The organism is Sphingomonas faeni (genome assembly GCF_030817315.1).
Lineage (GTDB): Bacteria > Pseudomonadota > Alphaproteobacteria > Sphingomonadales > Sphingomonadaceae > Sphingomonas > Sphingomonas faeni_C.
This window is the reverse complement of sequence record NZ_JAUSZF010000001.1, coordinates 1334978-1361598: the sequence shown is the minus strand read 5'-3', so window position 1 is coordinate 1361598 and position 26621 is coordinate 1334978. Positions and strand designations below refer to the sequence as shown.

Sequence of the window (26621 nt, the reverse complement as noted above, 5' to 3'; positions counted from 1 at the left end):
GCGCTCACATACTGGCGCATTTTGGGACATGTGATGGTTAGCGGGTCGTTAACCTCTCTGGATGGCGTCGAGGCGGTGTGGCATCTGCCCGGAAGATGACCCACCCCAGATATGAATCGCGGATGCAGCGCCAGGTGTTCGACGCGCTGTATAGCGAAGCGATGATATTGGCGGATGAAGCGCGGACCTATTTCGACGAAGCCGGCCGGGTGGAGCGCGAGGCGCTCGACCCGTTGATCCGCGTCAGCTTCAGTTGCGAATCCCTGAAGGTCACGACGCGGCTGATGCATGTCGTCGCTTGGTTACTGACGCAGCGCGCCATCGAGTCCGGCGAATTGCTTCCGCGCGACGCGCTCGATCCCGCGCGACGCCTGGGGGATGCTCCCGTTACCGACGCTGCGCTGCTCGCGATGCTGCCGGCGCGTGCGCGGGAGATGATCGGGGCCAGTACGGACCTGCATCGGCGCGTGGCTCTGATGGATGAGGCGCAGGATATGCCGGAACCGGATGCGAGTCCGGTTCGATCGATGCAGAAGCGGATCGCCAACGCGTTCTGAACTGCCGGACGCCTTCGGGCGGCAGGCGGACCCCTAAGGGTACAACGCTCGCGACATCGAGAAGAGTTTGGGTTCGGGGTAGGGGCAAACTCACCCCGTAAAAATCGGCAATGGTCGGGGCGATAGGATTCGAACCTACGACCCCTGGACCCCGAGACCAGTGCGCTACCAGACTGCGCCACGCCCCGACAACATTGCCGGTGAGCCCCCTAGCCGCGACATCCCGAACGTTCAAGACAAATATGGGGGAGCATGTTGAGTGTTGCGGCGATCTATCGCGCACGCGGCGTCGCTGCTAGGAGCGCGCCATGACTCCGCTCGACCGCATCCGCAATTTTTCCATCATCGCCCATATCGACCATGGCAAGTCGACGCTCGCCGACCGGCTGATCCAGGAAACTGGCGGCCTTACCGCGCGCGAAATGTCCGAGCAGGTGCTCGACAACATGGACATCGAGAAGGAACGCGGGATCACGATCAAGGCGCAGACCGTGCGCCTCGCGTATCACGCGAAGGACGGCCTCGATTACGTCCTCAACCTGATGGACACGCCGGGCCATGTCGACTTCGCCTATGAGGTGAGCCGCAGCCTCGCCGCATGCGAAGGCGCGCTGCTGGTGGTCGATGCCGCGCAGGGCGTCGAGGCGCAGACGCTCGCCAACGTCTACCAGTCGATCGAGCACGACCACGAGATCGTCCCGGTGATCAACAAGATCGATCTTCCCGCCGCCGAGCCCGAGAAGGTTCGCAAGGAAATCGAGGATGTGATCGGCATCGACGCATCCGAGGCGGTGCTCGCGTCGGCCAAGTCGGGTATCGGCATCGTTGAGATCCTCGAGGCGATCGTCACCAAGATCCCGCCGCCCAGCGGCGATCCGGAGGCGCCGCTGAAGGCGATGCTGGTCGACAGCTGGTACGACCCGTATCTCGGCGTCGTCATCCTCGTGCGCGTGATCGACGGCGTTCTGAAGAAGGGCCAGCAGATCAAGTTCATGCAGACCGGCACGATGCATCTGGTCGACCGGGTCGGCTGTTTCCGCCCTAAGATCGAGCAGCTGACCGAACTGGGCACGGGCGAGATGGGCTTCATCACCGCGCAGATCAAAGAGGTCGCGCAGACGCGCGTCGGCGACACCATCACCGATGCCAAGCGGCCTGCGCTGGAGGCCCTCGCGGGCTTCAAGGAAGTCCAGCCGGTGGTGTTCTGCGGGATGTTCCCGGTCGATGCCGCCGAGTTCGAGAAGCTGCGCGAGAGCATCTCGAAGCTGCGGTTGAACGATGCGAGCTTCTCGTTCGAGATGGAAACGTCGGCAGCCCTGGGCTTCGGCTTCCGCTGCGGGTTCCTCGGATTGCTGCATCTGGAGATCATCCAGGAGCGCCTCACGCGCGAATATGATCTCGACCTGATCACCACTGCGCCTTCCGTCGTATACGAGATCGAGCTGACCCACCCCGATCCGTCCGGCACGACGCATATCGAGCTGCACAACCCCGCCGACATGCCCGAGTCGAACAAGATCGCGACGATCAGCGAGCCGTGGATCGAAGCGACGATCTACGTCCCCGACGAGTATCTCGGTAGCGTCCTGAAGCTCTGCCAGGACCGCCGCGGCATCCAGAAGAACCTCACCTATGTAGGCGGCCGTGCGCAGGCCACCTACGAACTCCCCCTCAACGAAGTTGTCTTTGATTTCTACGACCGCCTAAAATCAATGTCGAAAGGCTATGCGAGCTTCGATTATCATCAGATCGGCTACCGCGAGGGTGATCTCGTGAAGATGGGTATTCTCGTCAACGAGGAGCCGGTCGACGCGCTGAGCATGATCGTCCACCGCGGGACCGCCGAAGTCCGCGGTCGCGGCATGGTCGAGCGGCTCAAGGAACTGATCCCGCGCCATCTGTTCAAGATCCCGATCCAGGCGGCGATCGGCGGCAAGGTGATCGCGCGCGAGACGATTAGCGCGATGCGCAAGGACGTGACCGCCAAATGCTATGGCGGCGACGCGAGCCGGAAGAAGAAGCTTCTGGAGAAGCAGAAGAAGGGCAAGCTGAAGATGCGCGAATACGGCTCGGTCAGCATTCCGCAGGAGGCGTTTATTGCCGCGCTCAGGATGGGCGACGACGCCTGAGGCCAAGCTTTGCTTGGACGAGGACAAGCGTCTAGCCGGACGGCGACCGGCCGAGCTGGTACTCGGTCGTGTCGTCCGACGACGCGGCTTTGCCGCGGCGCGACTACATTGCTTTCGGCAGTAACAGGCCTAAGCTCGCCTAATGCCGCAAATCGCACCCAAACCCTTGGAGTCCGAGTCCTCGATCTCAGCGGAAGCCTATGATCGTTGGCTACGCGAAAAGATTGCGCGGTCGTTGGCCGACCCCCGTCCGTCGATCCCGCACGATGATGCCGTTGCCGCGATGAGATTGGTTTTGGACTCTGCCGATCGATCAGGCGGAGATCGCTGAAGCTGCTCTGGCGCCCCGAGGCAGTTGAGGATGCCACCACGATTCTAGATTACGTCGCCGACCGGAACAGGGGCGCAGCACTCCGCCTTGCGACATCGATCGAGGCATGCGTGCACCGGCTCGTCGATCATCCGTTCATGTACCGGCCGGGCAGGGCCGACGGCACGCGCGAAGCTGTCATCCGTCCCAACTATCTGCTGATCTATCGCCTCGTCTTGGATACGGTCGAGATCGTCAACGTCGTGCATGCGCGTCGGGATTACCCGTAATCTCCATCACCAACTGTCATCATACCAACACAATCCCGACCTAACCGCCGGGTCGGGGAGTGAGCGTCGCGAGGCGTCTTCGTGCCGTCCAGGGAGGGCGGTCGACGACTAACAGCGGCGTTGCATATTGGATGTGCGGCCGGTCGTCAGGGACGGCGCCGCACGATTGGGGAATATCATCTTGAAGATTTCGGTCGTTAAGTCGGCGCTGATGCTCGGCGTCGCATGTGGTTCGGTGTTCGGTGGTTCGGCCGCGTTCGCGCAGGCTGCTCCCGCCACGGAGCAGGCCGCTCCAGAGGAAGGCCTCGGCGATATCGTCGTCACCGCCGAGCGTCGCTCCGAGAACCTCCAGAAAGTGCCGCTGTCGGTCGGCGTCGTCTCGGGCGCTGACTTGCGGACGTTTACGGCGGGCGGCGACGATACGTTGCTCGCGCTGTCGGGCCGTGTCCCCGGCCTGTACGTCGAATCGACGACCGGCCGCATCTTCCCGCGCTTCTACATCCGCGGCCTAGGCAACATCGATTTCTACCTCGGCGCGTCGCAGCCGGTCACGATCATCCAGGACGACGTGATCCTCGAGCATGTCGTGCTGAAGTCGAACCCGGTCTATGACGTCCGCCAGGTCGAAGTGCTGCGCGGGCCGCAAGGCTCGCTGTTCGGGCGCAACACCACCGCGGGCATCATCAAGTTCGACACGATCAAGCCGAGCAATGATTTCGAGAGCCGCGCGTCCGCGTCGGTCGGCTCGTATAACAGCGTCAACTTGGACGCCGGCGTCGGTGGCCCGCTGATCAAGGACCTGTTGTCGATCCGCCTCTCGACGCTGATTCAGCACCGTGAGAATTACGTCGACAACCGGTTCGCGGGCGTCAGCGCCGACAACACCGCGACGCCGCGCAAGGACGCGATGGGCGGCTTCGACGATCGCAACGTCCGCGTGCAGCTTGCGCTGACCCCCGGCGAACGCTTCACGCTCGACCTGTCGGGCCACGCCCGCTGGTATGACGGCACCTCGACGCTGTTCCACCGTGGCGCGCTGAAGAAGGGCTCGAACGACGTTTCGGCCGAGCCGCGCAACAGCGTGTCGCTCGACGAGGGGAACGACAACCCGCAGAGCTACAACACCTATGGCGGCTCGGTCCGCGCCACCTACGACTTCGGTCCGGCCGCGCTGACCTCGATCACCGCGTACGAGACCACGTCCGGCTTCAGCCGCGGCGATACAGACGGCGGTGCAGGCGCGAACTTTCCGGTGCGCGGCGTCGCCAACGGCTTCGGCGAGTCGCAGGGCCAGATCCGCGACCTCGACCAGTGGTCGCAGGAGTTGCGCGTCGCCGGCACGCCCGGTGGCCGCTTCAACTGGCAGGTCGGCGGCCTGTATTTCGACAACCGCGACATCACCGACTTCTACCAGCGCACCTACTTCCTGACGGGCGCGGCGCGTAATCCCAACAACTGGGTGCGCCTGCGCGACGTGAACACGTCCTGGGCCGGCTTCGGTCAGGTCAGCTACGAGCTGATGGACAAGCTGACGGTGACGCTCGGCGGCCGCATTACCGAAGACAAGAAGCGTACGCAGCTGCTGAAAACGGTGCAGACCGCAGGCGGCGTCAATCAGTATCCGGCCAACGGCCGTCGCGACGTCACGCTGAAGTCGACCAAGCCGAGCTGGGATGCGAGCATCCTGTATCAGGCGACGCCCGACATCAGCCTGTATTCGCGCGTCGCGCAAGGTTTCCGTGGACCGACGATCCAGGGGCGTTCGGCGGTGTTCAACTCGGACTTCTCGACCGCAAACTCCGAGACAATTCTGTCTTGGGAGACGGGGATCAAGACCCGCCTGCTCGACAACACGCTGACGCTCAACGCCACGGTGTTCGGTTACCGCGTCAACGACATTCAGCTCAACGGCAACGACGTCAACGGCAACGGCATCCTGTTCAACGGCAACAAGGCCGAGGCGTATGGCATGGAAGCCGAAGCCAATTGGAAGCCCGTTCCGAACCTCACGCTGGGTGCGGGCCTCAGCCTGTTGCACAGCGCGATCCGCGACAAGACGACCGAGGTGCAGATCTGCGCGCTCAACAACGTCGTGGTCTGCACGCCGTCGGCGCCGGTCCGTGCGGTGCCTGGTGCGTTCGGTACGACCTATCTGGTCAAGATCGACGGCGAGCCGTTGCCGAATGCGCCCGAATATAATGTCGACCTGACCGCGCGCTACGACCAGCCGCTTGGCAATGGCGGTCGCGCGTTCGTCGCGGGCGACTTCAACATCCAGGGCTATACGCAGTTCGTGCTCTACAAGACCAAGGAGTTCACCGCGAACGGCAACTTCGAGGGTGGCCTGAAGGTCGGTTATGCCGCGCCTGACGATGCGTACGAGCTTGCGGTGTTCGCGCGCAACATCACCGGCGAGAAGAACCTCAAGGGCGTGATCGAGAACTACATGGCGGCGGTGTTCAACGAACCGCGGATCATCGGCGTGTCGCTCAGCGGCAAGTTCCGCTGATTTTCTTCCCCCCTCCCACGAGCGGGGGGTGGGGGTGGGATCGCGCTGTCACTAGGCGCAGCACGCGTGCTGGCCGGGCGCCCACCCCTCGGTCCCCTCCCGCTTGCGGGAGGGGATGAAGAGAATTCTCAGATTGTTTCTAACGCACGCGTGACGCATTTGTCAGAAGCGTCCGCGTGACACGCGCTGTAGCCGCCTGAAATGGCAATTTGCCGTTTTTCCTTCGCCGGTTGATACTTAACTCATGTCGCACAATCCTGTATTCTATGATGCAAGCGGCCGTCGGCGTCGGCGGTTCACCTTCGGCGTTGCTGCGTTCGTCGCACTGCTGTTACTGGCGATCGCGGTATTCGCCGTCTCGATCGGTGCTGTACCGACTGCGCCGTTGCTGCCGATCGAACCCGAGCATCCCGCGCTCCACAAGCTGCCCGCGCCCCGTGGCGGTCTTCTTCGGGAGACCCGTCGCGATCTCAACTATTACGCCAAGCAACTGTTCGGAACGAGCGCGGCCAAGTCTGGTGTTGGTAACGGCGCGAACCCGCCGCTCGCGATCGCCTTCCACGCGCCGTGGGACGAGGCGAGCACGGCCAGTCTCGCGCGGCACGTCGAACAGCTCGACTGGCTGATCCCCGGCTGGGTCTCGATCACCGGCAAGGATCACAAGATTACCGTGTTCCGCGACCAGGCCGGGCGCGATATCCTGAACAAGGCGGTGCACCGCCCGGTGATCCTGCCGATGGTGCAGAACGCGGTTGACGGGGACTGGGATGGTGCTGGCAGCGCCGCGCTGGTTGCCGATCCGAAGGCGCGTGCTGCCTTCCTTGATAAGCTCGTACCGTTTCTCAGCGCGAACCATGCCGGCGGCGTGTTCTACGATTTCGAGGACCTGCCCGCGTCCGCGCAACCCAACTACCGCGCGTTCCTCGCCGAGACACGCGCGCGGTTTGCCCCGCACGGCTGGGTCGTTGCGATTGCGGCGCCGGTCGCCAACCCGGACTGGAACCTGCCCGCCTATGCCAAGGTGACCGACAAGATCTTCCTGATGGCGTATGACGAGCACGAGACGAGCGGCGCACCCGGCCCGATCGCCTCGCAGCGCTGGTTCGCGCGTACGGTCGCCGACGCAGCACGCGGTATTCCACCCGCCAAGCTGGTCGTCGCGATCGGCTCCTACGCTTACGACTGGCATGCCGGTGCGGAGAGCGGCAACGGGGAGGCGCTCGATGTCGAGGAGGCCTGGCAGAACGCGGCAGATTCGGGGACGATGCCGACCTTCGACAAGACCAGCGGAAACAGCAGCTTTGCCTATTCGGAAGGCGGTGTGCAGCATCAGGTCTGGCTGCTCGATGCGGCGTCGGCGTACAACCAGATCGCATTCCTGCAAAAGGCAGGACTGGGGAGCGTCGCGCTTTGGCGTTTGGGGTCTGAAGATCCGGGGCTCTGGTCGATCTGGGGCCGAGATCACCGCAAGCTGCCGATCCCCGACTCTATCGACAAAATGCCGGCCGGCACCAACGCCGATATCGAAGGCAGCGGCGAGATCTTGAAGATCGCCGCCGAGCCGGTCACTGGCATCCGCGACGCTGTGCCGGCGAAGGACGGCACGATCGCGGACGTCAACTTCAAGCGGATGCCATCGCCCTATGTCGTGGTTCGCACCGGTTATCGCGCGAAACAGCTCGCGCTGACCTTCGATGATGGTCCCGATCCCGAATGGACGCCGCAGATCCTCGACATCCTCAAGCGCGCGCACGCGCCGGCGACGTTCTTCGTGATCGGCGAGAATGCGCTGACCGAGCGGCCGTTGCTCGAACGAATGGTCGCCGAGGGGCATGAGATCGGCAGCCACACCTACACGCATCCCAATCTCGCCAACGTGTCGGCGCGGCAGGTGAAGTACGAACTCAACGCGACACAGCGGTTGTTCCAAGCGTTCACAGGGCGCTCGCTGCGGCTGTTCCGCGCGCCGTATTTCGGCGATGCCGAGCCGAGTACCGCGGACGAGATCGTCCCGGCGCTCGAAGCGCAGCAGCGCGGCTACATCTCGGTCGGCCTCCACGTCGATCCCGACGACTGGAAGCGGCCGGGCGTGCAGGCGATCATCGACCGCACGATCGCCGGCGTCGAGGCGGGTAACCCGGAGCGTAGCGGCAACGTGATCCTGCTCCATGACGCCGGCGGCAATCGCGCTCAAACCGTTGCAGCTCTACCGATCATCATCGAGCGATTGCGCGCGATGGGCTACAGCTTCGTCCCCGTATCGACGCTCGCGGGCTTGTCGCGCAATGCAGCGATGCCGGTGATCTCGTCGAGCGACCGGGTCGCGGCGGTTGCGGATCTCGCGCTGTTCAGCACGCTCGGCGGCATCGTCGTCGCGCTCCGCTGGATCTTCGGCATTGCGATCACGATCGGGATTATCCGCGCACTGGCATTGTCTGCCCTGGCGCTGATCCAGGCACGGCGCGAACTGAAGACGGTGTTCCCGGCAATCGATCCGTCTCGGTTCGTCACGGTGATGATCCCGGCGTTCAACGAGGAGCGCGTGATCATCCGTGCCGTACAAGGCGTGCTCGCCTCCGCCGAGGTTGCGATCGAGGTGATCGTGATCGACGACGGTTCCAGCGACGGCACCAGTCGCGTCGTGTCCGAGGCGTTCGAAGGTGACGACCGCGTCCGCCTGCTGACGCTGGAGAACGGCGGCAAGGCACGCGCGCTCAATCGCGGGCTGGAACTGGCGCGGGGCGAGATCGTGATCGCGCTCGATGCCGATACGCAGTTCGAGCCGATGACGATCGCGCGCCTCGCACGCTGGTTCGACGATCCGAAGCTGGGCGCGGTCGCAGGCAATGCCAAGGTCGGCAATCGCGTCAATTTGATCACCAAGTGGCAGGCGCTGGAATACATCACCGCGCAGAACCTCGAACGGCGTGCGCTCGCACGGCTGAACGCAATGACGGTCGTGCCGGGCGCCGTAGGTGCGTGGCGGCTGGAGGCTATCCGCAGCGTCGGCGGCTATCCCGATGATACGCTCGCTGAGGATCAGGATCTGACGATTGCGATCCAGCGGCATGGCTGGACCGTTCAGTACGACCAGTTCGCGATCGCCTGGACCGAGGCGCCGGAGACCATGCGCGCGCTCGCCAAACAGCGGTTCCGCTGGGCGTTCGGGACGTTGCAGTGCCTCTACAAGCACCGCTCGGCGATCGGCCGGTCGCATCCGCGCGGGCTTGGCTGGGTCGGGTTGCCACAGGCGATCGTGTTCCAGATCGTGCTGGCCTCCATCTCGCCGATCATCGATCTCGCGCTGCTGGTCAGCTTCGCCTCGACCTATCTCGCGGTGCAGGCCCATGGCTGGGAGCAGACGAGCCACGACGTCTATACGATGCTGGCCTACTGGCTGATCTTTACTGCGATCGACCTGCTGGCAGCGACGATCGCGTTCGCCTTGGAGCGCAGGGAACGTTGGAGATTGCTATGGCTGCTGATTCCGCAGCGGATCGGGTATCGGCAGGTGATGTATTACGTCGTGCTGAAGGCGATCGCGCAGGCCTTGCGCGGTCCGCTGGTTGGCTGGGGAAAGCTCGCGCGGACCGGGCGAGTGACGGCGAATTAGCGGTCTCCGCCTAGTCTTCTCAGGATGACGGCGGAGCGCGGCATTATCGGTTTCCTGTGGCATTATGACGGGCCGCTATATATCCGCTCGATCTGGCTCCGAGAGGTAATCGAATGCGGTATCTGACGTTGGCGCTGATCGTGCCGCTGGCCTTGCCGGGCGGCGCACACGCGCAGCGCGCGCCGCTGGTGCTCGCTGCGGCATCGTTACAGGAGTCGCTCACCGCAGCTGCCGATGCTTGGGCGAAAAAGGGGCATGTCAAACCGATCGTCTCGTTTGCTGCCTCGTCGGCGCTTGCGCGGCAGGTGGAATCCGGCGCACCGGCCGACCTGTTCGTGTCCGCCGACGAGGGTTGGATGAACGAACTGGCCGCCAAGAACCTGATCGTCGCTTCGACCCGCGTGACGTTCCTCGGCAATCGCCTGGTGGTCGCCGCGCCCGCCGGCAGCAAGATCCGCATTCCGGTACGACCGCCCGCTGCTCTCGCGCGCGTGCTGACAGCAGGGCCGCTCGCGATGGCGGATACCGCAGTGCCGGCGGGAAAATACGGCCAGGCGTCGCTGAAAAAGCTTGGGGTCTGGGCGCGGGTGTCGCGCAAGGTGGTGCGTGCGGAGAATGTCCGCGCGACGCTGGCACTGGTCGAGCGCGGCGCGGCGCCGCTCGGGATCGTCTACGCAACCGATGCAAAGGCGTCCGCCAAGGTACGGATCGCAGGCGTTTTTCCCGAAAACACGCACCCGGCGATCACCTATCCGATCGCGCGGCTGAAGACATCGGCCAACCCCGAGGCCGAAGCGTTCCGGCGCTACCTTGTCTCACGCGCGGGTAAGGCGATCTTCGTGCGCTACGGATTCTCCGCGCGCTAGATGCTCGACGCGGCCGAATGGGAGATCGTCGCGCTGTCGCTGAAGGTCGGCGGGGTGGCGATGCTGGTGACCCTGCCGGTCGCTTTCGCGCTGGCCTGGCTGCTCGCGCGCGTCCGGTTTCCCGGCAAGGTGATCGTCGATGCGGCGATCCATCTGCCGCTGGTGGTGCCGCCGGTGGTGACCGGATGGTTGTTGCTGCTCGCCTTCGGGCCGAACGGCCCGGTCGGCGGCTGGTTGCAGGACTGGTTCGGGATCACCGTCTTGTTCCGCTGGACCGGCGCGGCGATCGCGGCGGGCGTGATGGCGTTGCCGCTGATGGTGCGGGCGATGCGGATTTCGATCGAGGCGGTCGACAGGCGATTGGAGAACGCCGCACGGACGTTGGGAGCAGGGCCGTGGCGCGTGTTCTGGACGCTGACGCTGCCGCTCAGCATTCCCGGCGTGCTGGCGGGCGCGGTCCTCGGCTTCGCGCGGTCGATCGGTGAGTTCGGCGCGACGATCACGTTCGTCTCCAACGTGCCCGGTGAGACGCAGACTTTGCCGCTGGCGATCTACTCGGCCTTGCAACAGCCCGGGGCAGACGCGCTGGTCTGGCGATTGTCGTGTGTATCCGTCGGCTTGTCGCTGATTGCTCTGATCGCGTCGGAACTGCTCACGCGGCGCGCTGGACGGGGGCTCCATGTCCTTTGAGATCGATATCGAGAAGCGGCTCGGCGACGTACGGGTATCGCTGACGCTTGACGCGGGCGAAGGCGCGACCGTGCTGTTCGGTCCATCGGGGGTGGGCAAGTCGAGCGTCCTAAACATGGTCGCCGGGCTGTTGCGGCCCGATCGCGGGCGGATCGCGATCGACGGCGAGACCCTGTTCGGCGACGGGATCGACGTTCCTCCCGAACGCCGTCGCGCCGGCTATGTGTTTCAGGAGGCGCGGCTGTTTCCGCACATGCGCGTCCGCGCAAACCTGCTCTACGGCGTCCGCGGCGAGCCGGAACGGTTTGAGGACATCATCGGCTTTCTCGGCATCAGCCATCTGCTCGAGCGCTGGCCCCGTACGCTGTCGGGCGGCGAGGCGCAGCGGGTGGCGATCGGCCGTGCACTGCTCAGCCGGCCGCGCTTCCTGCTTCTCGACGAGCCATTGTCATCGCTCGATCGCGCGCGGCGCGAAGAGATCATGCTGGCGATCGAGCATGTCCGCGACGTCATGCGCCTGCCGATCCTGATGGTCACGCACGACCCCGAGGAGGCCGAGCGGATCGGAAACCGGGTCGTGCGGATGTAGCGGTGTCTGCTCGCGAAGACGGGACCCAGACTGGGTTCCCGCCTTCGCGGCAAGACAGGCGTCAGACCAGTTCGAAGCTTTGTTTATCGCCGTCGATCGAACTGGTCGCGATCCAGACATCGAACATTCCCGGCTCTACGACCCAATCGCCGTCGCCCCAGAAGCGGAGGTCTTCGCGCTTCAGGGTCAACGTCACGCGCTTCGATGCGCCAGGCGCCAGCGAGACGCGCGCGAAGCCCTTGAGGTCGCGGACCGGGCGGGTCCGGCTGGCGACGCGGTCGTGGATGTAGAGTTGGACCACTTCGTCGCCGGCTCGCGCACCGGTGTTGGTGACGGTGGCGGTGACGGCGAGCGTGTCGGTCATCCGCGCCGGCACGACGACGTTGGAAACCGCGAAACTGGTATAGCTCAGGCCGTGACCGAACGGGTAGAGCGCCTCGTTCTTGGTCTCGCGGTAGCGCGACTTGTATTCCTGGCTGCCCGTATCCGGTGCCGGGCGGCCGGTGTTCTTGTGGTTGTAGAAATAGGGTTCCTGGCCGCTTTCGTTGGGGAAACTGGCGGACAGCTTGGCGGACGGATTGACGTCGCCGAACAGGACGTCGGCGATCGCGTTGCCGCTTTCGGACCCGAGGAACCACGTCGCGACGATCGCGGGTGCATCCTTGACCGCGCCGTGGAGCGCCAGCGCGCGGCCGTGGCGGAGCAGGACGACGACCGGTTTGCCCGTTGCCGCGACGGCCTCGGCAAGCGCCATCTGCGGGGCGGGGATGGTGATCTCGCTGCGGGACTGCGCCTCGCCCGACATGAGTTGCGATTCGCCGACCGCGAGCAGGACGATGTCCGCGCTTTGCGCAGCGGCCACGGCGGCGGCGATCCCGCCGGGCAGGGGGGCTTCGATCTCCGACCCCGGCGCCGTCGTGACGGTCAGCCCACGCGCGCGCAGGCCTTGCGCGATCGAGACGTTGAGCTTCTCGTCGGCCATGAACGCCCAGGTGCCGACGACGTTCTTGCGGTCCTCCGCGAATGGCCCGATCAGCGCGATCCGGCCGGGGTTCTTCTTCAACGGCAACAGGTTGCCATCGTTCTTTAGCAGCACGATCGAACGCGCCCCGGCCTCGCGGCTGAGCTTCAGCATCGCGGGTGTCGAGACGCTGGTGCGCTCGGCCTTCTGGCTGATCGAGCGATAGGGGTTGTCGAACAGCCCGATCGCGTCCTTCAGATGCAGCACGCGGCGGACGCCTTCATCGAGCCGGGCGAGCGGGACCTCGCCCTTCTCGACGAGGTCGGGCAGCCACAGATTGAACAGGTTCGACTGCATGGCCATGTCCATGCCCGCCATGAACGCCTTCTTCGCGGCGTCGCGACCGTCCTTGGCATAGCCATGCGCGATCAGTTCCTCGTCCGCGGTATAGTCGCCGACCACCATCCCGCGGAACCGCCATTCGCCGCGCAGCAGATCGGTCATCAGCCAGTGATTCCCGCTGGAAGGAACGCCGTCGATGTCGTTGAACGCGCTCATCAACGTCGCGACCCCTGCGTCGACCGCGGCCTTGAACGGTGCGAGATGGACCTCATGCAGCGTGGCGGGCGAAATCTCGGTGAAATTGTAATCCTGCCCGCCCGAGACTGCGCCATAGGCCGCGAAATGCTTGGCGCAAGCAGCCATGCGCGTCGGATCACGCAGGTCGTCGCCCTGGAAACCGCGGACGCGCGCTTTCGCCAACTGAATGCCGAGATACGGATCTTCCCCCGACCCTTCGGCGACGCGGCCCCAGCGCTGGTCGCGCGCGACATCGACCATCGGCGCGAAGGTCCAGTGAATGCCGAGCGCGGTGGTTTCCAACGCCGCGGCGCGCGCGGTGCGCATCGCAAGGTCGGGATCGAACGCACAGGCCTCCGCGATCGGCAGCGGGTAGGCGGTGCGCAGGCCGTGGATGACGTCGCCCGCGAAGATCAGCGGGATCTTAAGGCGGGTCGCGAGTGCGGCGTCCTGCGCGGCCTTGGCCCCAGCATAGCCGACGCCGTTGAAGAGCATGCCGATCTGCCCCGTCTTGATCCGCGCAATCTGTTCGGCCGCACCGCCTGTGGCAAGGCCGGGGTTAAAGGGGACCCCGATCGGGCGAATCTGATCAGAGAAGCAACTCAGCTGGCCGGCTTTTTCGGCAGGCGTCATCTTCGCGATCAGGCTCTCGATCCGGTCGCTCTGCGCGAACGCCGTAGTCGAACCGAGAGACAAACCGGCAATCGCCGCGCCGCCGGTGAGCATCTGGCGGCGGTCTAGAATGGATGACATATCCCGCTCCTCAATCTTTGGAGCGGGGGTAGTCGTTGGACCGCGGTTCCGCAAATCTGCAGAACCGCGGTCCAGGCGCTCAGCCCAGCGCGCGCGTGAACAGGCGCGTCAAGCGAGCAGAGAACGCCCGAGCGTCGATCGGACGCTCCCCATCGGCGATCTGGGCCTCGTCGAATAACAGATGCGCGGCATCCTCTCGGAGCGAGGTCTCGTCCTCGCCCAGCGCGGCCAGCTTGGCGATCAATGCCGAGCGCGGGTTGATTTCCAGCACCGGCTTGGCCGCAGGCATCGCCTGACCGCTCATGGCAAGGATACGTTCGAGCTGGCGATCCATGCCGCTGTCCGCTGCGACCAGACAAACTGCGCTGTCGGTCAAGCGCTCGGAGGCACGGACCTCCGAGACGGCGTCGGCCAGCGTCGTCTTCACGAACGCGATGAAGTCGGCGACCTCGGGTGTCGCATCGGCGGTCGGCTGCTCGGCGCCGTTGATCAGTGGGATCAAGCTAAGATCGGCCGCACCCTGCGTGACCGACTTGAACGGCTTGCCTTCGTGATCGATGCCCGCCGTCACCCAGAACCCGTCGACCGAGTCCGGCAGCAATAGCACTTCGATCCCGCGCGCGCGGAACCCTTCGAGTTGCGGCGAGGCTTCGAGGCGATCGAGGTCGGTGCCGACCGCATAGTAGATCGCCGTCTGGTTGTCCTTCATTGCCGCGACGTACTCTGCGACCGAGCGCCACGCACCGCCGGACGTCGTAGTCTTGAAGCGTGCGAGCTTTAGCAGCGCTTCGCGACGTTCGAAATCCTCATACAGACCTTCCTTCAGGACCGCGCCGAAATTCTCCCAGATCTTTGAATAGCCCTCGGGATCGCGGGTCGCGAGCTTGTCAAGTTCAGCGAGTACCCGGCCCGTCACCCCCTTGCGGATCGCCGAAAGCATCGGGCTTTCCTGGATCATCTCGCGCGAGACGTTCAGCGGCAGATCAGACGAATCCACCAACCCGCGCATGAAGCGGAGGTAGCGCGGCAGTACCTCGGCATCGTCGGTGATGAAGACGCGCTTCACGTACAGCTTCATGCGACCGTTGCGGTCGGGGTCGAACAGGTCGAACGGCTTGGCTCCCGGCACATAGGCGAGTACCGAATATTCGTGCAGTCCTTCCGCCCGGTAGTGGAGCGTCAGTGCGGGCTCGTCATACTGGCCGGACACGCTGCGGTAGAAATCGGCATAGTCTCCTGCCGAGATATCCGCCTTCGGCTTGGTCCACAGTGCGGCGCCGTCGGCGATATCGACCGGATCGGCATCCGGCTTTTCGCGCAGCGTGATCGGCACGGGGACGTGGCCCGACTGGTCCTTGATCAGGCGCTCAACGGTGAAGCGGTCGGTGTACGTGGTCGCGTCTTCGAGCAGGTGGAGTACGACGCGGGTACCGCGGGCGGGGGCGTCGCCGGCGGCGACATCGGCGATCGTGTAGGTGCCGAGGCCGTCCGACGACCAGAGCGAGGCGGTGTCTGCGCCGGCGCGACGCGAGATCACGTCGACCTTCGATGCGACCATGAATGCGGAATAGAAGCCGACGCCGAACTGGCCGATCAGCTGCGCGCCGTCGGAGCCGCTGGATGCAGCGATCCTGTCCATGAAGGCCTTGGTGCCCGAGCGCGCGATCGTGCCGAGCGCTTCACCCATGTCGTCGGCGGTCATGCCGATGCCGTTGTCCTCGATCGTCAGCGTGCGCGCCTCGGGATCAAGCGTTATCGCAATCGCCAGCCGGGTTTCGTCGCCGAGCAGATCGGGCGCGCTCAACGCCTCGTACCGCAGCTTTTCGCACGCATCCGCAGCGTTCGAGACCAGTTCGCGTAAGAATACGGTCTTATCCGAATAAACCGAGTGCACCATCATATGGAGCAAACGTGCGACATCGGCCTCGAAGGCGTGGGTTTCGGGAGCGGATGTCTCGGGGGCTGGAGCGGTTTCGGTGGTCATAGGATGAGGCAGGTCTCTTATTGAAAGGATCAGTCCGAGAATTGGCCGGAGGTCGAGCGGAATTCAAGGCCCGTAGATCCGGTGGTAATGCAGTGGATTGAGGACGGCGGTTTAGTTCCCGGTCAAGGAAGATTTCATTTGCGTTACATTCCAAAGCAATGTTCAATCCGAATCGTTCAGTCAAAAGATGCAACGTGTCGAACTAGGGTGCGGAAAGGAACGATGTGTTCTTTTCTGTTTATAGTCTGACGTCCATCGGGACTGATCGGGGATGATGATCCTGCGAGGCTGCTGACGGGGTCGACCCGTCGGTGTTTCTGACGTCCGGCGGGCCCTGGGAAGGCTTGCCGCTTCGGGGGGCCTCGATGATTACGAACACCGCGATTACACGCAGGACGATATTGCGACGACTTGGCTTGATGGGAGGGCTGAGCGCTACACTCGGTGCTATGCAGGCGCTGGGACTGACTGAAGGACTGATTGGGACGTCGCATGCCGAAGCGCTCGCAACGCTGACGCCGACTTTAGGCAAGGGTACGCACGTCGTCGTGCTCGGGGCCGGGATCGCCGGGCTGACGGCCGCCTACGAGCTCGAACAGGCGGGCTTCCAGGTTACGTTGCTCGAAGCACGCGAGCGGGTCGGTGGGCGCGCCTGGACGGTGCGCGACGGCGACAAGATCGAGATGATCGGGGAACAGACGCAGACTGCGAAGTTCTCCGACGGGATCTACTTCAACGCGGGACCGGCGCGTATCCCGAGCTTTCACCAGGGACTGATCGGGTACGCGAAGAAGTTCGAGGTGCCGCTCGAGGTAGAGGTCAATTCCAGCCGCTCGGCCTATGTGATGGGCGAGAACGGTAGCAAGATCCGCATGCGGACCGCGATCAACGACATGCGCGGTCACATCGCCGAACTGTTGGCGAAGGCGATCAACCAGGGCGCGCTCGATCAGTCGGTGACGGTGGCGGACAAGCAAAAACTGCTGCCGTTCCTGAAGGCGTATGGCGATCTCGGCACCGACTATGCCTTTGCGGGCACCGAGCGGTCGGGGTTCGGAACGGCACCGGGGGCGGGTGTCACCTTCTCGTCAGCGGGCAGCGCGGTGCCGATGGACCAGTTGCTGGCGAACGAACGGCTGCCGATGACGCTGTTCGAGGACAATCTCTACATGCAGGCGACAATGTTCGAGCCGGTCGGGGGTATGGACCGGATCCATACCGGGTTCGATCGCAACCTGCGCCGCCCGGCGATCCGCGGCGCCGAGGTGACCAAGATCCGTCATACCGCGCAAGGCGTCGACGTTGTCTACCGCGACAAGGCGAGCGACGTGGTCGACACCGTTAAGGCGGATTACATCATCTGCACGATCCCGTTCCCGGTGCTCGCGACGATCGATACCGACTTCTCGCCCGCATTGAAGAAGACGATCGCCGGCGTCGTCTACGATCATTCGAACAAGGTCGCGTTCGAGAGCCCGCGCTTCTGGGAACGCGAGCAGATCTACGGTGGGATCTCGTTCGTCGGCGGCCCGACAACGCTGATTTGGTATCCGTCGGCGGGGCTGCATTCCGAGCGCGGCATGATCCTCGGTTGTTATTCGTCGGGACCCAATGCCGCGGAGTTCGCCAAGCGGCCGATCGCGGAGCAGATTGCGTTCTCGCGCGGGGTGATCGACCGGCTGCATCCCGGGCATGGCGGCGACCTGGTCAACGGGATCGCCGTGAACTGGCATAAGATCCCGTACAGCCTGGGGCCGTGGCCTGACTGGAATGCGGGCAGCTCGAACGGGCGGCAGGAAGGGCATATCGATACGCCCGAGTTTCGCCTGCTCCAGAAACCCGACGGCCGTGTCTATTTCGCGTCCGCCGCGCTCAGCCAGACTCCGGGCTGGCAGGAAGGTGGCATCCAGTCCGCACAGGGTCAGGTCGTGGCGTTGGCCAGGCGGGTCGCAGCTCAGGGCGCTAACAGGGCCGCGACGGGTTCGGACCGCGTGAAGCGCGCGGCGTAAGTCAAAGCAGCACGTCCCAAAACGTTGCATTTGAGTGACACCCTGAACAATAGTTCGGAGATATCTCAAATATTGTACCGAATCGGTTGTCTTGCGACGCGACGAAGCCAATCATGATTAAGGTTAGAATTTCTTGAGAATAGTTTTTACTACCACGAACTGCGTTTCGTATCGAGAATAACCATGTCAGGATGACATTAGATCATCGAACTAACCAGAGGATGACTGAAGGAGCTCAACAATAAGGGGGGAAACCTTATGCGGATCGTCACCAGTATTTCACGCGGCGCACTCATTGTGGCGCTCGCCAGCGCCGGACACATGACGGCCTCGGCGCAGACCGCGTCGGTTACCGTGACCGACCCCCAGACCGGATCATCGGAAATACCCGACGACATCATCGTTACCGGCACGCGTGCAACGGGCATCACCGCAGCGGAAAGCGCGGCACCGATCAAGGTGCTCGACGCCGAACTCATGAGCCATGTTGGCCAGCCGAACCTCAATCAGGTGCTGACCCAGCTCGTGCCATCATTCACCGCGCAGGCGTTCGGCGGCGACACCGCCAACCTTACGCTGTCGGCTCGGTTGCGCGGGCTGAGCCCGAACCACACGCTGGTGCTGATCAACGGCAAGCGCCGTCACGGGACCTCGAACCTTGCCGTCCTGGGCGGACCATATCAGGGCGCGGCGACCGCAGATCTCGACCTGATATCCCCCTCCGCGATCAAGCGCATCGAGGTGTTGGAGGATGGTGCGGCCGCGCAATACGGTTCGGATGCCATCGCCGGGGTCATCAACATCATTCTCAAGGACGACAAGGAAGGCGGCGACGGCTACGTGACCGCGGGCGAAAACTACGACACGGGCGGTCGGACCTATGCCGGCACGCTGCACCTCGCGACCAAGCTGGGCGATGCGGGTTTCATCAATGTCACCGGCTTCTATCGCTATCACGACTTCACGCAGGTCGGCGGGCTCGACCGGCGCGTGACCGACATCAACGGCAAACTGCTGACGAGCGCAACGACGCCGTCGATCACCCCGCTGCAGCAACAATTGTATCCGGGGATGTCCGACTTCCCCTACGTCAACAAGATCAGCGGCGATGCACAGTCACGCCTCATCAACCTCCAGTATAATTCTGCCTATAATTTCGGCGACGTCGAGGTCTACAGCTTCGGCACCTTTTCGCGCCGGATCGCCAGTGCCTACGAGAACGTCCGCGTGCCGACCCGTGTGTCGCGCACCGTGGGCGGCGGTGACGACCTATTTCGACCCGGAAGACGACAGCCCGGTCAACGGCTTCTCTCCGCGCGAGAAGATCCGCGAGGAGGACATGGCGTTTACGGGTGGCCTGCGCGGCGACGTCAGCGGGTTCCACTACGATCTCTCATCGACGTTCGGGCAGGACAAGAACGAGATTTATACCGTCAATTCAGCCAACGCGTCACTCTACGCGGATACCGGCTTTACCCCGACCACCTTCTACAACGGGTTCTTCAAATCGAGCGAACTGACCGTAAACGCCGATTTCACGCATGAGATCGAGGCCGGAATGGCGGCCCCTATCAACCTTGCCTTCGGTGGCGAGTATCGCAAGAACGTCTATCAGATCGGCGCTGGCGATGCCGCCTCGACCTACAAGGAAGGCGGCCAGTCCTATCCCGGTTTCCGCAGTTCGGATGCGGGCGTCAACGGTCGGAATTCACAGGCGGGTTATGTCGATGTTGCGCTGATGCCGGTCGAGGGCTGGAAGGTCGATGTCGCCGGCCGCTACGAGCATTATTCCGATTTTGGCAGCAAGTTCATCTACAAGGGGACGACACGCTACGACTTCTCCGACGCGTTCGCGCTCCGCGGCACCTTCTCGACGGGGTTCCGCGCACCGACGCTGGCGGAATCGTTCTACTCCGCGACCAACGTCTCGCCGACCTCGGCGTTCGTTCAGTTGCCGGCCAATTCGGCGGCAGCCGAGCTACTCGGGTTCGCCAATCTGAAGCCCGAGAAATCGACCAACTACAGCCTCGGGACAGTGATCCGGCCGGTGCCGCGCCTGACGATCACGATCGATGCGTATCAGGTGAAGATCGAGGATCGCATTCTCGGCACGGGTTCGCTGTTCGGCGGGGGCGGTGCGACCTCTCCGGTCAACGTCAACTTCCCCGTCGTGACGGCGGCAATCCGCGCGAACGGCAACGTCCTTGATCCGACGGTGACGCAGACCGGCATCAACATCTTCACCAACGGCGCGGATACCCGGACCCGCGGCGTCGATATCGTCGCCAGCTATGCAAGCGATTTTGGCGAATATGGCAACGCGACCTGGACCCTGTCGGGCAATTACAACCAGACCAAGATCACCAAGGTCATGTCCGCACCGCCGCTGGTCAACGTCCTGGGGCAGACGATCACGGTGCCGCTGTTCGACGAGGGCGCCCGAGCCAATATCGAAACCGCATCGCCGCGGGTGAAGGTCATCGGCTCGACCTTCTATTCGATCGACAAGTTCTCAATGACGTTGCGCGGTACGGTCTACGGAAAGAGCTCGGCCAGATACAGCCCAGACGGCGGCACCTTCTACAAGCAGACGATCGGCACCGCGTTCATCGGCGACGTCGAGCTGAACTTCAAGGCGACCGACGATCTGGAGCTGTCGATCGGTGCGAACAACGTCTTCAATAGGAAGTCGCCGACGCTCGGCCTGGTGCCGGGCACGACCAACGCGACCTTGGTCGGCGGCGGCAACCAGCTGGATGCGCCGCTGACGTTCAGCCCGTACGGGATCAACGGCGGCTATTATTATGCGCGCATGAACGTCAGCTTCTGAGAGATCGGGCGCGGCGCAAGATCCGCCGCGCCCGAACCATTCGCATGGGTAATTGGGAGAGAGACATATGACGATTACGACGAAGACCATCGCCTTGGCCGTGGCGACCTGCACGATGCTTGCCTTGCCTGGCGTGGCGATGGCCGCCGATAGCAAGCCGGCGATCGTCCGGCACGCCAACACCCCGCCCGGGTTGATCCTCCAGGGCGTCACCGTGCCGACGGGTGCGAAGATGCTGTATCTGAGTGGGCAGCTGGCGGCGCCGATCGATCCGGCCAGTAAGACGCCGTCAGCACAACTGACGATCGCCGATTTCGGCGACACCAAGACGCAGACGATCAGCGTCTTCACGAAGATTAAGGCGATCCTCGCGGCGCAGGGCTATGCGATGAGCGACATCATCAAGCTTACCGTGTTCGTCGCGGGTGACCCGAAGCTCGGCGGCAAGATGGACTTTGCCGGCATGAACGACGCGTTCAAGATGTATTTCGGGACGGCAGAGAACCCCAACACCGTCGCGCGCTCTACCGTGCAGGTTGCGGCACTCGCAGGGCCGGCGTTCCTGGTCGAGATCGAGGCGACAGCGGCGAAATAAAATCGCGAGAGGGGCGGTCCGTGTTCGCTTTTTGATATCAGGCGCTTGGTCCGATCGAGCGAGTACTCTGGAGGGGTGAGCGACTACATCGACGCCAGATCGGATACGTAACGAATTGACGCTCGTGGCGACGCGTGGGACGATGTTGGACACCGGATCGGAGACTACCATGCTCGTCCCCCCGCTCGTCAACGGACTGATCCTGGCGTTCGTCATCGGCATCGTCGCGGGGTTGCGAGCGATGATGGCACCGGCCGCGATCGCCTGGGTGGCGAGCAAGGGGACGTTGCCGTTGCACGGGACGTTGCCGTTGCACGGGACGTGGCTGGCGTTCCTCGGCTACCGGTTTACGCCGTGGATCTTCGCGCTGCTGGCGGCTACCGAACTCGTCACCGATCAGTTGCCGTCGACGCCGAGCCGAAAGGTGCCGCCGCAGTTCGCCGCGCGCCTGCTCACCGGCGGGCTCTCGGGTGCGGCCGTGGGGTATGGCATCGGTGCGCCGTTGCCGGGGATCGTTCTCGGCGTGGTCGGTGCGGTCGTCGGCATTTATGGCGGCGCGGCTCTGCGCGCGCGGCTGGCGGCAGCGTTCGGCAACGATCGACCCGCTGCGCTGATCGAGGATGCGCTCGTGATCCTCCTGGCCGTGCTGGTGGTGCTGTCGATCTGATGCGGAATTTCGACGCGATCATCGTCGGCGCCGGGCAGGCCGGACCACCGTTGGCAGGCCGCCTTACCGCCGCGGGCATGACGGTCGCGCTGATCGAGCGCAAGCTGGTCGGCGGGACCTGTGTCAATACCGGCTGCATGCCGACCAAAACGCTCGTGGCGAGCGCCTATGCCGCGCACCTCGCGAGGCGAGCGGCGGATTTCGGGATCTCGACCAGCGACGTCACGGTCGACATGCCTGCGGTCGCAGCACGTGCGCGGAATGTTGTGCTGGATGCGCGCTCGAGCAACGAGCGCTGGTTGGAGGGCATGGCAGGCCTCACCTTCCTGCGCGGCCATGCGCGCTTCACCGGACCGCGGACGATCGCGGTCGACGGCGAGGAGCTGACCGCGCCGCGCATCTTCCTCAACGTCGGCGGCCGCGCGAGCGTACCGGACATGCCCGGCGTCGGCGACGTGCCCCACCTCGACAACACCGACATGGTCGCGCTGGAGCAGGTCCCCGCACATCTCGTCGTCGTCGGCGGAAGCTATGTCGGCCTCGAGTTTGCGCAAATGTACCGGAGGTTCGGCGCCGCGGTGACCGTCGTGGAGCGTGGCGAACACCTGATCGGGCACGAGGACATCGACGTGTCCGATGCGGTGCGGGCGATCCTGAAGGACGAAGGGATCGCGGTGCGAACCGGCGCGAACTGTATCGCGTTCGCGCGCCATGCGGACGGCGTCGCGGTATCGGTCGATTGCCACGCGGGCGATCCCGAGGTGATCGGTAGCCACGTGCTGCTCGCGGTCGGTCGGTGCCCAAATACCGACGACCTCGGTCTCGATCTCGCCGGGATCGCGACGGATGCGAAGGGCTATGTCATCGTTGACGACATGCTGCAGACTAACGTGCCGGGCGTCTGGGCGCTGGGCGATTGCAACGGGCGCGGCGCGTTCACGCATACCGCGTATAACGACTTCGAGATCGTCGCGGCGAACCTGCTCGAGCACGACGGCCGGACGCTGAGCCAGCGGCTGGTCGGCTACGCGCTCTATACCGATCCGCCGCTTGGTCGGGTCGGGATGACGCAGTCGCAGGCGGAGAAGACGGGCCGACCGATCCTGGTCTCGAAGCGGCCAATGACGCGTGTCGGCCGCGCCGTCGAAAAAGGTGAGACCAAGGGGTTCATGAAGATCGTGGCGGATGCGGAGACGCAGCGGATCCTGGGGGCGGCGATCCTCGGCACGGGCGGTGACGAGGCGATCCACGGCATCCTCGACATGATGAACGCCGAGCAGCCGGTGTCCGCGCTGCGCTGGGCGGTGCCGATCCACCCGACCGTGTCCGAACTGATCCCGACGCTGCTGCTAGCGCTCGAACCGGTTGCACGCGCATGAGCGATCTCGGCGCGCGCGACCACCAGATGTTCCCGGTGTTGAATGCCGAGCAGCTTGAGACGGCGAAGCGCTTCGCAAGCGGTCCGGCGCGTGTGTTCGCAGCCGGCGAGCAGGTCTACGCGATCGGCGAGCACGGCGTCGCCGCCTGGCTGGTGCTCCAAGGAACGATCGACGTCGTCCGCCGCGACGGGCTGAGCCACGAGGCGCCGATCACCACGCACGGTCCGGGGCAGTTGACCGGCGAGGTCAACCAGCTCGCCGGTCGGCCGACGATTGCGGGTGGCACCGCAGGAGCCGGAGGATGCACCGCGCTGCCGTTCGACCCGGCGCATCTGCGCGCGCTGATGGTCGGCTCGGCGGACGTCGGCGAGATCGTGATGCGCGCGCTGATCCTGCGCCGCGTCGGATTGATCGAGCAGGGCAGCGGCGGAACGGTGATCGTCGGCCTGCCGGACAGTCCCGACGTAGTCCGGCTACAGGGGTTTCTCACGCGATCGGGCTATCCGAACATCGTCCTCGATGCGGCGTCGGACGACGAAGGGCGTGCCTTGGTCGAGCGGACCGGCGTCGCGTCGAGCGATTTGCCCCTAGTCGTTTGCCCGAACGGTACGGTGCTGAAACGGCCGTCCGATATCGAGGTTGCGGCGTGTCTCGGGATCACACCCGATCTAGATCCGGACACGGTGTATGACGTCGCGATCGTAGGCGCGGGGCCGGCGGGGCTGGCGGCGGCGGTTTATGCGGCGTCCGAGGGGCTGTCGGTGATCGTGCTCGACGAGCGTGCGATCGGCGGACAGGCGGGGGCATCGGCGCGGATCGAGAATTATCTGGGCTTCCCGACCGGCATTTCGGGGCAGGCGCTGGCGGGCCGCGCGTTCAACCAGGCGCTGAAATTCGGCGCGGAGATCGCGATCCCGCTGACGGTCGAGCACCTCGATTGCGACGAGGATCGGCCCGCGGGCGACCCGCTCGTGCTTGAATTGCCGGGCGATCGACGCGTTCAGTCACGGACGGTGATCGTTGCGTCCGGCGCACGCTATCGCCGGCCCGACATTCCCGACCTGGCGGAGTTCGAGGGCGCCGGCGTGTCCTACTGGGCATCGCCGATCGAGGCGCGGTTGTCCGAGGGCGAGGAGGTTGCGCTGGTCGGCGGCGGCAACTCGGCCGGGCAGGCCGTGGCGTTCCTCGCACCTCGCGTGAAACACCTGCACCTGATAGTGCGCCGCCCGTTGGCCGCGACGATGTCGAAATACCTGATCGACCGGATCGCCGCACTGCCAAACGTGACGATCCGCGTGGGCACCGAGATTGTCGGGCTTGAGGGGGAGCGCGCGACCGGGCTGACCGCAGCTATCTTCCGCCAGCGTAGCGACGGTACCGAAACGCGCTGCGCGATGCGACATCTGTTCCTGTTCATCGGTGCCGATCCCAATGCGGGCTGGTTGAAGGGCTGCGTCGACACGGACGAGAAGGGGTTCATCGTGACCGGCGGCGCGACGCTGCCGTTGCAGACGAGCCGCACCGGCGTTTTCGCGATCGGCGACGTGCGCGCGGGCTCGACCAAGCGCGTCGCGGCGGCGGTCGGCGAGGGCGCGGCGGTGGTCGCGCAGATCCACACGATATTGGCCGACATGGCGGAGAGGCGCGCGGAATGAGCTACGGCTGCACCCACATGGATACGATCCGCGACGTAACGCCGAGCGCGAAGGGGTGCGAGGAGTGTCTCCGGATCGGCAGTGAGTGGGTGCATCTGCGGTTGTGCCGGGAATGCGGCCATGTCGGCTGCTGCGACGACTCCCCGTACCGCCACGCGACCGCACACTTCCACGCGACGCAGCATCCGATCATCGAGGGCTATGACCCGCCGGAGGGCTGGGCTGGCGTTCCGTGGACGAGACCATGGTGGATTTGCCGGACCAGACGCCGCAGGTCGGGCCGATCCCGCTCTATGTTTGAGGGGGGCGATCGCTTCGGTAGCGATGCCTCTCGGGAATATTTGGCGGCAACTATCCCGCGCTGACGAGAACTCAGGTCGGACCGTCCACCAATCCCCACCCCGGCGGGGGCCGGGGCCCAATTGGGCAACGTGGCTAACGAAGGTTCGCGCGAAACCACTCGGGCCGTGCCAATTGGACCCCGGCCTCCGCCGGGGTGGTGCGCAAGATGGAAACGTCAGCTATACTGATCGAAGGTCGGAGCAAGGGGTGGGCGGCACGTTCTCGAACTGGCTCCGCTATAATGTAGCTCCGATCACCACAGGGTCCCCGCGCTTGCCTCTCCGTAAACGTACAGGTAGCCGACGCCATCGGTAAAGGCGTGAGTGATCGAAATGCGACGTTTGATGATTGGCTTCGTAGCCATTGCGGCCTTCGCGTCCCCGGGAACGGCGCAGCCGGCGAGGCGGTCGGTACAGCGCCCCGAACCCGGACCGAAGCCGGGCCTTGTCCGCGTCCGCCTCGTCACGTCGGAGGGGCCGATCCTGCTGGCGCTCGACGCGCGCCGCGCCCCGAAGACGACCGCGAATTTCCTCGCTTATGTCGACGACGGACGGTTCGACGGCACCGACTTCTATCGCGCCAGCCGCCAGAAGTCCGCGCCGAAGCTCGGCTTCATCCAGGCCGGTATCCGCACCGATGCGAGGCGGATCCTGCCGCCGTTTCCGCTTGAGACCACCGCGATGACCGGGATCAAGCATCTCGACGCGACGATCTCGATGGCGCGGGGAATGACGCCGGCGTCCGCTGGCGGCAATTTCTTCATCACGATCGGGCCGGCGCCGGCGATGGACGCGCGCGCAGGCTATCCGGGCTATGCGGCGTTCGGGCACGTCGTCGGGGGGATGGACGTGGTGAAACGCATCCTCGCCAAGCCGACCGGCGGCGGGATGGACGCGTTCAAGGACCAGATGATCCTGAAGCGGGTGGCGCTGGTGAGTGCTCGGCGGCTCGACGGGGTGGCGAAGCCGACGCGATTGCCGCGCGCGTGGTTGATCGAGACGGGGCCGCGGCGGCGGATGTGAGTGGCGGGGTGGCGGCCTGCACCTCCACTAATACCATGCCTCGTGTTTCTTGTTTCGTCGGGGGAGCATCATCCGCTCGCAAGCTTCTGTCGCACCGTGGCCGTCATTGACTTCCGCACCGCCCCGGCGAAGGCCGGGGTCCAATTGAAAGGTCAGAGTAACGATGCTCTGGCTTAGTTAGCAGCGTCTCCTAATTGGACCCTGGCCTTCGCCGGGGAGGTGCTAGATGCATTGGTCCTGGCAATCAGGTACCTGGAACAGCTGCCACAGCCCTCTGTGTTCTCCCGCTAAG

At 64.5% G+C, this 26621-nt stretch carries 19 protein-coding genes, 1 tRNA gene and 1 pseudogene; 18 read left to right on the top strand and 3 right to left on the bottom strand.

Features of this window, described 5'->3' with window-relative positions; translation table 11 throughout:
* The first annotated feature begins 122 nt into the window (after positions 1–122).
* Complete coding sequence (locus tag QFZ54_RS06285; protein ID WP_307085492.1) at positions 123–557, top strand: DUF1465 family protein; 435 nt, start codon at positions 123–125, stop codon at positions 555–557.
* A 111-nt stretch (positions 558–668) separates the two neighbouring features.
* Here QFZ54_RS06285 and QFZ54_RS06280 read toward each other — a convergent pair.
* Positions 669–745 (bottom strand) — tRNA-Pro (locus QFZ54_RS06280).
* Between the two features lie 120 nt (positions 746–865).
* Between QFZ54_RS06280 and lepA the strand changes: the two genes are divergently transcribed.
* From lepA to QFZ54_RS06245, 8 genes are all read left to right on the top strand, one after another.
* Positions 866–2686, top strand: a complete 1821-nt coding sequence (gene lepA, locus QFZ54_RS06275) for a translation elongation factor 4 (RefSeq protein WP_307085490.1) — start codon at positions 866–868, stop codon at positions 2684–2686.
* Between the two features lie 142 nt (positions 2687–2828).
* Entirely contained in the window at positions 2829–3017 is a 189-nt protein-coding gene (gene relB, locus QFZ54_RS20365) for a type II toxin-antitoxin system RelB family antitoxin (RefSeq protein WP_373458457.1), read from the top strand.
* Positions 2975–3286 carry a type II toxin-antitoxin system RelE/ParE family toxin gene (locus tag QFZ54_RS06270; RefSeq protein WP_307089297.1) on the top strand — a complete coding sequence of 104 codons (312 nt, stop codon included), beginning with the start codon at positions 2975–2977 and terminating at the stop codon, positions 3284–3286. The genes relB and QFZ54_RS06270 overlap by 43 nt, the downstream gene beginning before the upstream one ends.
* 211 nt (positions 3287–3497) lie before the next feature.
* The gene (locus tag QFZ54_RS06265; protein WP_307089294.1) at positions 3498–5795 is read left to right on the top strand and encodes a TonB-dependent receptor; all 2298 of its coding nucleotides are present in this window, start codon (positions 3498–3500) and stop codon (positions 5793–5795) included.
* A 244-nt stretch (positions 5796–6039) separates the two neighbouring features.
* Positions 6040–9408, top strand: coding sequence for a polysaccharide deacetylase family protein (locus QFZ54_RS06260; RefSeq protein WP_307085488.1), 3369 nt, complete (start codon positions 6040–6042; stop codon positions 9406–9408).
* A gap of 113 nt (positions 9409–9521) precedes the next feature.
* Positions 9522–10274: a molybdate ABC transporter substrate-binding protein gene (modA, locus tag QFZ54_RS06255; RefSeq protein WP_307085486.1), complete on the top strand. Its 753-nt coding sequence runs from the start codon at positions 9522–9524 to the stop codon at positions 10272–10274.
* Positions 10275–10964: a molybdate ABC transporter permease subunit gene (gene modB / locus QFZ54_RS06250; protein WP_187503764.1), complete on the top strand. Its 690-nt coding sequence runs from the start codon at positions 10275–10277 to the stop codon at positions 10962–10964.
* Positions 10954–11553, top strand: coding sequence for an ATP-binding cassette domain-containing protein (locus QFZ54_RS06245; RefSeq protein WP_307085483.1), 600 nt, complete (start codon positions 10954–10956; stop codon positions 11551–11553). The genes modB and QFZ54_RS06245 overlap by 11 nt, the downstream gene beginning before the upstream one ends.
* 61 nt (positions 11554–11614) lie before the next feature.
* Here QFZ54_RS06245 and QFZ54_RS06240 read toward each other — a convergent pair whose 3' ends face one another.
* Together QFZ54_RS06240 and htpG are read right to left on the bottom strand one after the other, a co-directional pair.
* Positions 11615–13846, bottom strand: a complete 2232-nt coding sequence (locus tag QFZ54_RS06240) for a glycoside hydrolase family 3 N-terminal domain-containing protein (protein ID WP_307085481.1) — start codon at positions 13844–13846, stop codon at positions 11615–11617.
* 79 nt (positions 13847–13925) lie between these two features.
* Positions 13926–15830 (bottom strand): molecular chaperone HtpG, encoded by a 1905-nt coding sequence (gene htpG, locus QFZ54_RS06235; RefSeq protein ID WP_307085478.1) that lies wholly within the window; start codon positions 15828–15830, stop codon positions 13926–13928.
* 365 nt (positions 15831–16195) lie between these two features.
* Here htpG and QFZ54_RS06230 point away from each other — a divergent pair, with 365 nt between their 5' ends.
* The 9 genes and pseudogenes from QFZ54_RS06230 to QFZ54_RS06190 all read left to right on the top strand — a co-directional run bounded on the left by QFZ54_RS06230 (position 16196) and on the right by QFZ54_RS06190 (position 26329).
* Positions 16196–17839 (top strand): flavin monoamine oxidase family protein, encoded by a 1644-nt coding sequence (locus QFZ54_RS06230; protein WP_307085476.1) that lies wholly within the window; start codon positions 16196–16198, stop codon positions 17837–17839.
* A 258-nt stretch (positions 17840–18097) separates the two neighbouring features.
* A pseudogene (locus QFZ54_RS06225) lies at positions 18098–18574 on the top strand (TonB-dependent receptor plug domain-containing protein); the annotation flags it as partial.
* A gap of 526 nt (positions 18575–19100) precedes the next feature.
* The gene (locus QFZ54_RS06220) at positions 19101–20669 is read left to right on the top strand and encodes a TonB-dependent receptor plug domain-containing protein (RefSeq protein ID WP_307085474.1); all 1569 of its coding nucleotides are present in this window, start codon (positions 19101–19103) and stop codon (positions 20667–20669) included.
* Between the two features lie 67 nt (positions 20670–20736).
* Positions 20737–21264 carry a RidA family protein gene (locus QFZ54_RS06215; RefSeq protein WP_307085472.1) on the top strand — a complete coding sequence of 176 codons (528 nt, stop codon included), beginning with the start codon at positions 20737–20739 and terminating at the stop codon, positions 21262–21264.
* 169 nt (positions 21265–21433) lie between these two features.
* Entirely contained in the window at positions 21434–21931 is a 498-nt protein-coding gene (locus QFZ54_RS06210) for a DUF4126 domain-containing protein (protein WP_307085470.1), read from the top strand.
* On the top strand, positions 21928–23310 hold the full coding sequence (locus QFZ54_RS06205; RefSeq protein ID WP_307089293.1) for an FAD-containing oxidoreductase: 1383 nt from the start codon (positions 21928–21930) through the stop codon (positions 23308–23310). Before QFZ54_RS06210 ends, QFZ54_RS06205 begins: the two co-directional genes overlap by 4 nt.
* Complete coding sequence (locus tag QFZ54_RS06200) at positions 23307–24965, top strand: FAD-dependent oxidoreductase (RefSeq protein ID WP_307085468.1); 1659 nt, start codon at positions 23307–23309, stop codon at positions 24963–24965. The genes QFZ54_RS06205 and QFZ54_RS06200 overlap by 4 nt, the downstream gene beginning before the upstream one ends.
* On the top strand, positions 24962–25330 hold the full coding sequence (locus tag QFZ54_RS06195) for a UBP-type zinc finger domain-containing protein (RefSeq protein WP_307085465.1): 369 nt from the start codon (positions 24962–24964) through the stop codon (positions 25328–25330). The genes QFZ54_RS06200 and QFZ54_RS06195 overlap by 4 nt, the downstream gene beginning before the upstream one ends.
* Before the next feature lie 321 nt (positions 25331–25651).
* Positions 25652–26329: a peptidylprolyl isomerase gene (locus tag QFZ54_RS06190; RefSeq protein ID WP_307085463.1), complete on the top strand. Its 678-nt coding sequence runs from the start codon at positions 25652–25654 to the stop codon at positions 26327–26329.
* Positions 26330–26621 lie beyond the last annotated feature (292 nt).

What these genes read in the sequence shown, in the direction of transcription:
- QFZ54_RS06245 (WP_307085483.1), top strand. Translation starts at nt 10,954, where the DNA reads ATGTCCTTTGAGATCGATATCGAGAAGCGGCTCGGCGACGTACGGGTA.
- QFZ54_RS06285 (WP_307085492.1), top strand. Translation starts at nt 123, where the DNA reads ATGCAGCGCCAGGTGTTCGACGCGCTGTATAGCGAAGCGATGATATTG.
- lepA (WP_307085490.1), top strand. Translation starts at nt 866, where the DNA reads ATGACTCCGCTCGACCGCATCCGCAATTTTTCCATCATCGCCCATATC.
- QFZ54_RS06260 (WP_307085488.1), top strand. Translation starts at nt 6,040, where the DNA reads ATGTCGCACAATCCTGTATTCTATGATGCAAGCGGCCGTCGGCGTCGG.
- QFZ54_RS06230 (WP_307085476.1), top strand. Translation starts at nt 16,196, where the DNA reads ATGATTACGAACACCGCGATTACACGCAGGACGATATTGCGACGACTT.
- modB (WP_187503764.1), top strand. Translation starts at nt 10,275, where the DNA reads ATGCTCGACGCGGCCGAATGGGAGATCGTCGCGCTGTCGCTGAAGGTC.
- htpG (WP_307085478.1), bottom strand. Translation starts at nt 15,830, where the DNA reads ATGACCACCGAAACCGCTCCAGCCCCCGAGACATCCGCTCCCGAAACC.
- QFZ54_RS06200 (WP_307085468.1), top strand. Translation starts at nt 23,307, where the DNA reads ATGAGCGATCTCGGCGCGCGCGACCACCAGATGTTCCCGGTGTTGAAT.
- QFZ54_RS06215 (WP_307085472.1), top strand. Translation starts at nt 20,737, where the DNA reads ATGACGATTACGACGAAGACCATCGCCTTGGCCGTGGCGACCTGCACG.
- QFZ54_RS06195 (WP_307085465.1), top strand. Translation starts at nt 24,962, where the DNA reads ATGAGCTACGGCTGCACCCACATGGATACGATCCGCGACGTAACGCCG.
- QFZ54_RS06265 (WP_307089294.1), top strand. Translation starts at nt 3,498, where the DNA reads ATGCTCGGCGTCGCATGTGGTTCGGTGTTCGGTGGTTCGGCCGCGTTC.
- QFZ54_RS06190 (WP_307085463.1), top strand. Translation starts at nt 25,652, where the DNA reads ATGATTGGCTTCGTAGCCATTGCGGCCTTCGCGTCCCCGGGAACGGCG.
- modA (WP_307085486.1), top strand. Translation starts at nt 9,522, where the DNA reads ATGCGGTATCTGACGTTGGCGCTGATCGTGCCGCTGGCCTTGCCGGGC.
- QFZ54_RS06240 (WP_307085481.1), bottom strand. Translation starts at nt 13,846, where the DNA reads ATGTCATCCATTCTAGACCGCCGCCAGATGCTCACCGGCGGCGCGGCG.
- QFZ54_RS06210 (WP_307085470.1), top strand. Translation starts at nt 21,434, where the DNA reads ATGCTCGTCCCCCCGCTCGTCAACGGACTGATCCTGGCGTTCGTCATC.
- relB (WP_373458457.1), top strand. Translation starts at nt 2,829, where the DNA reads ATGCCGCAAATCGCACCCAAACCCTTGGAGTCCGAGTCCTCGATCTCA.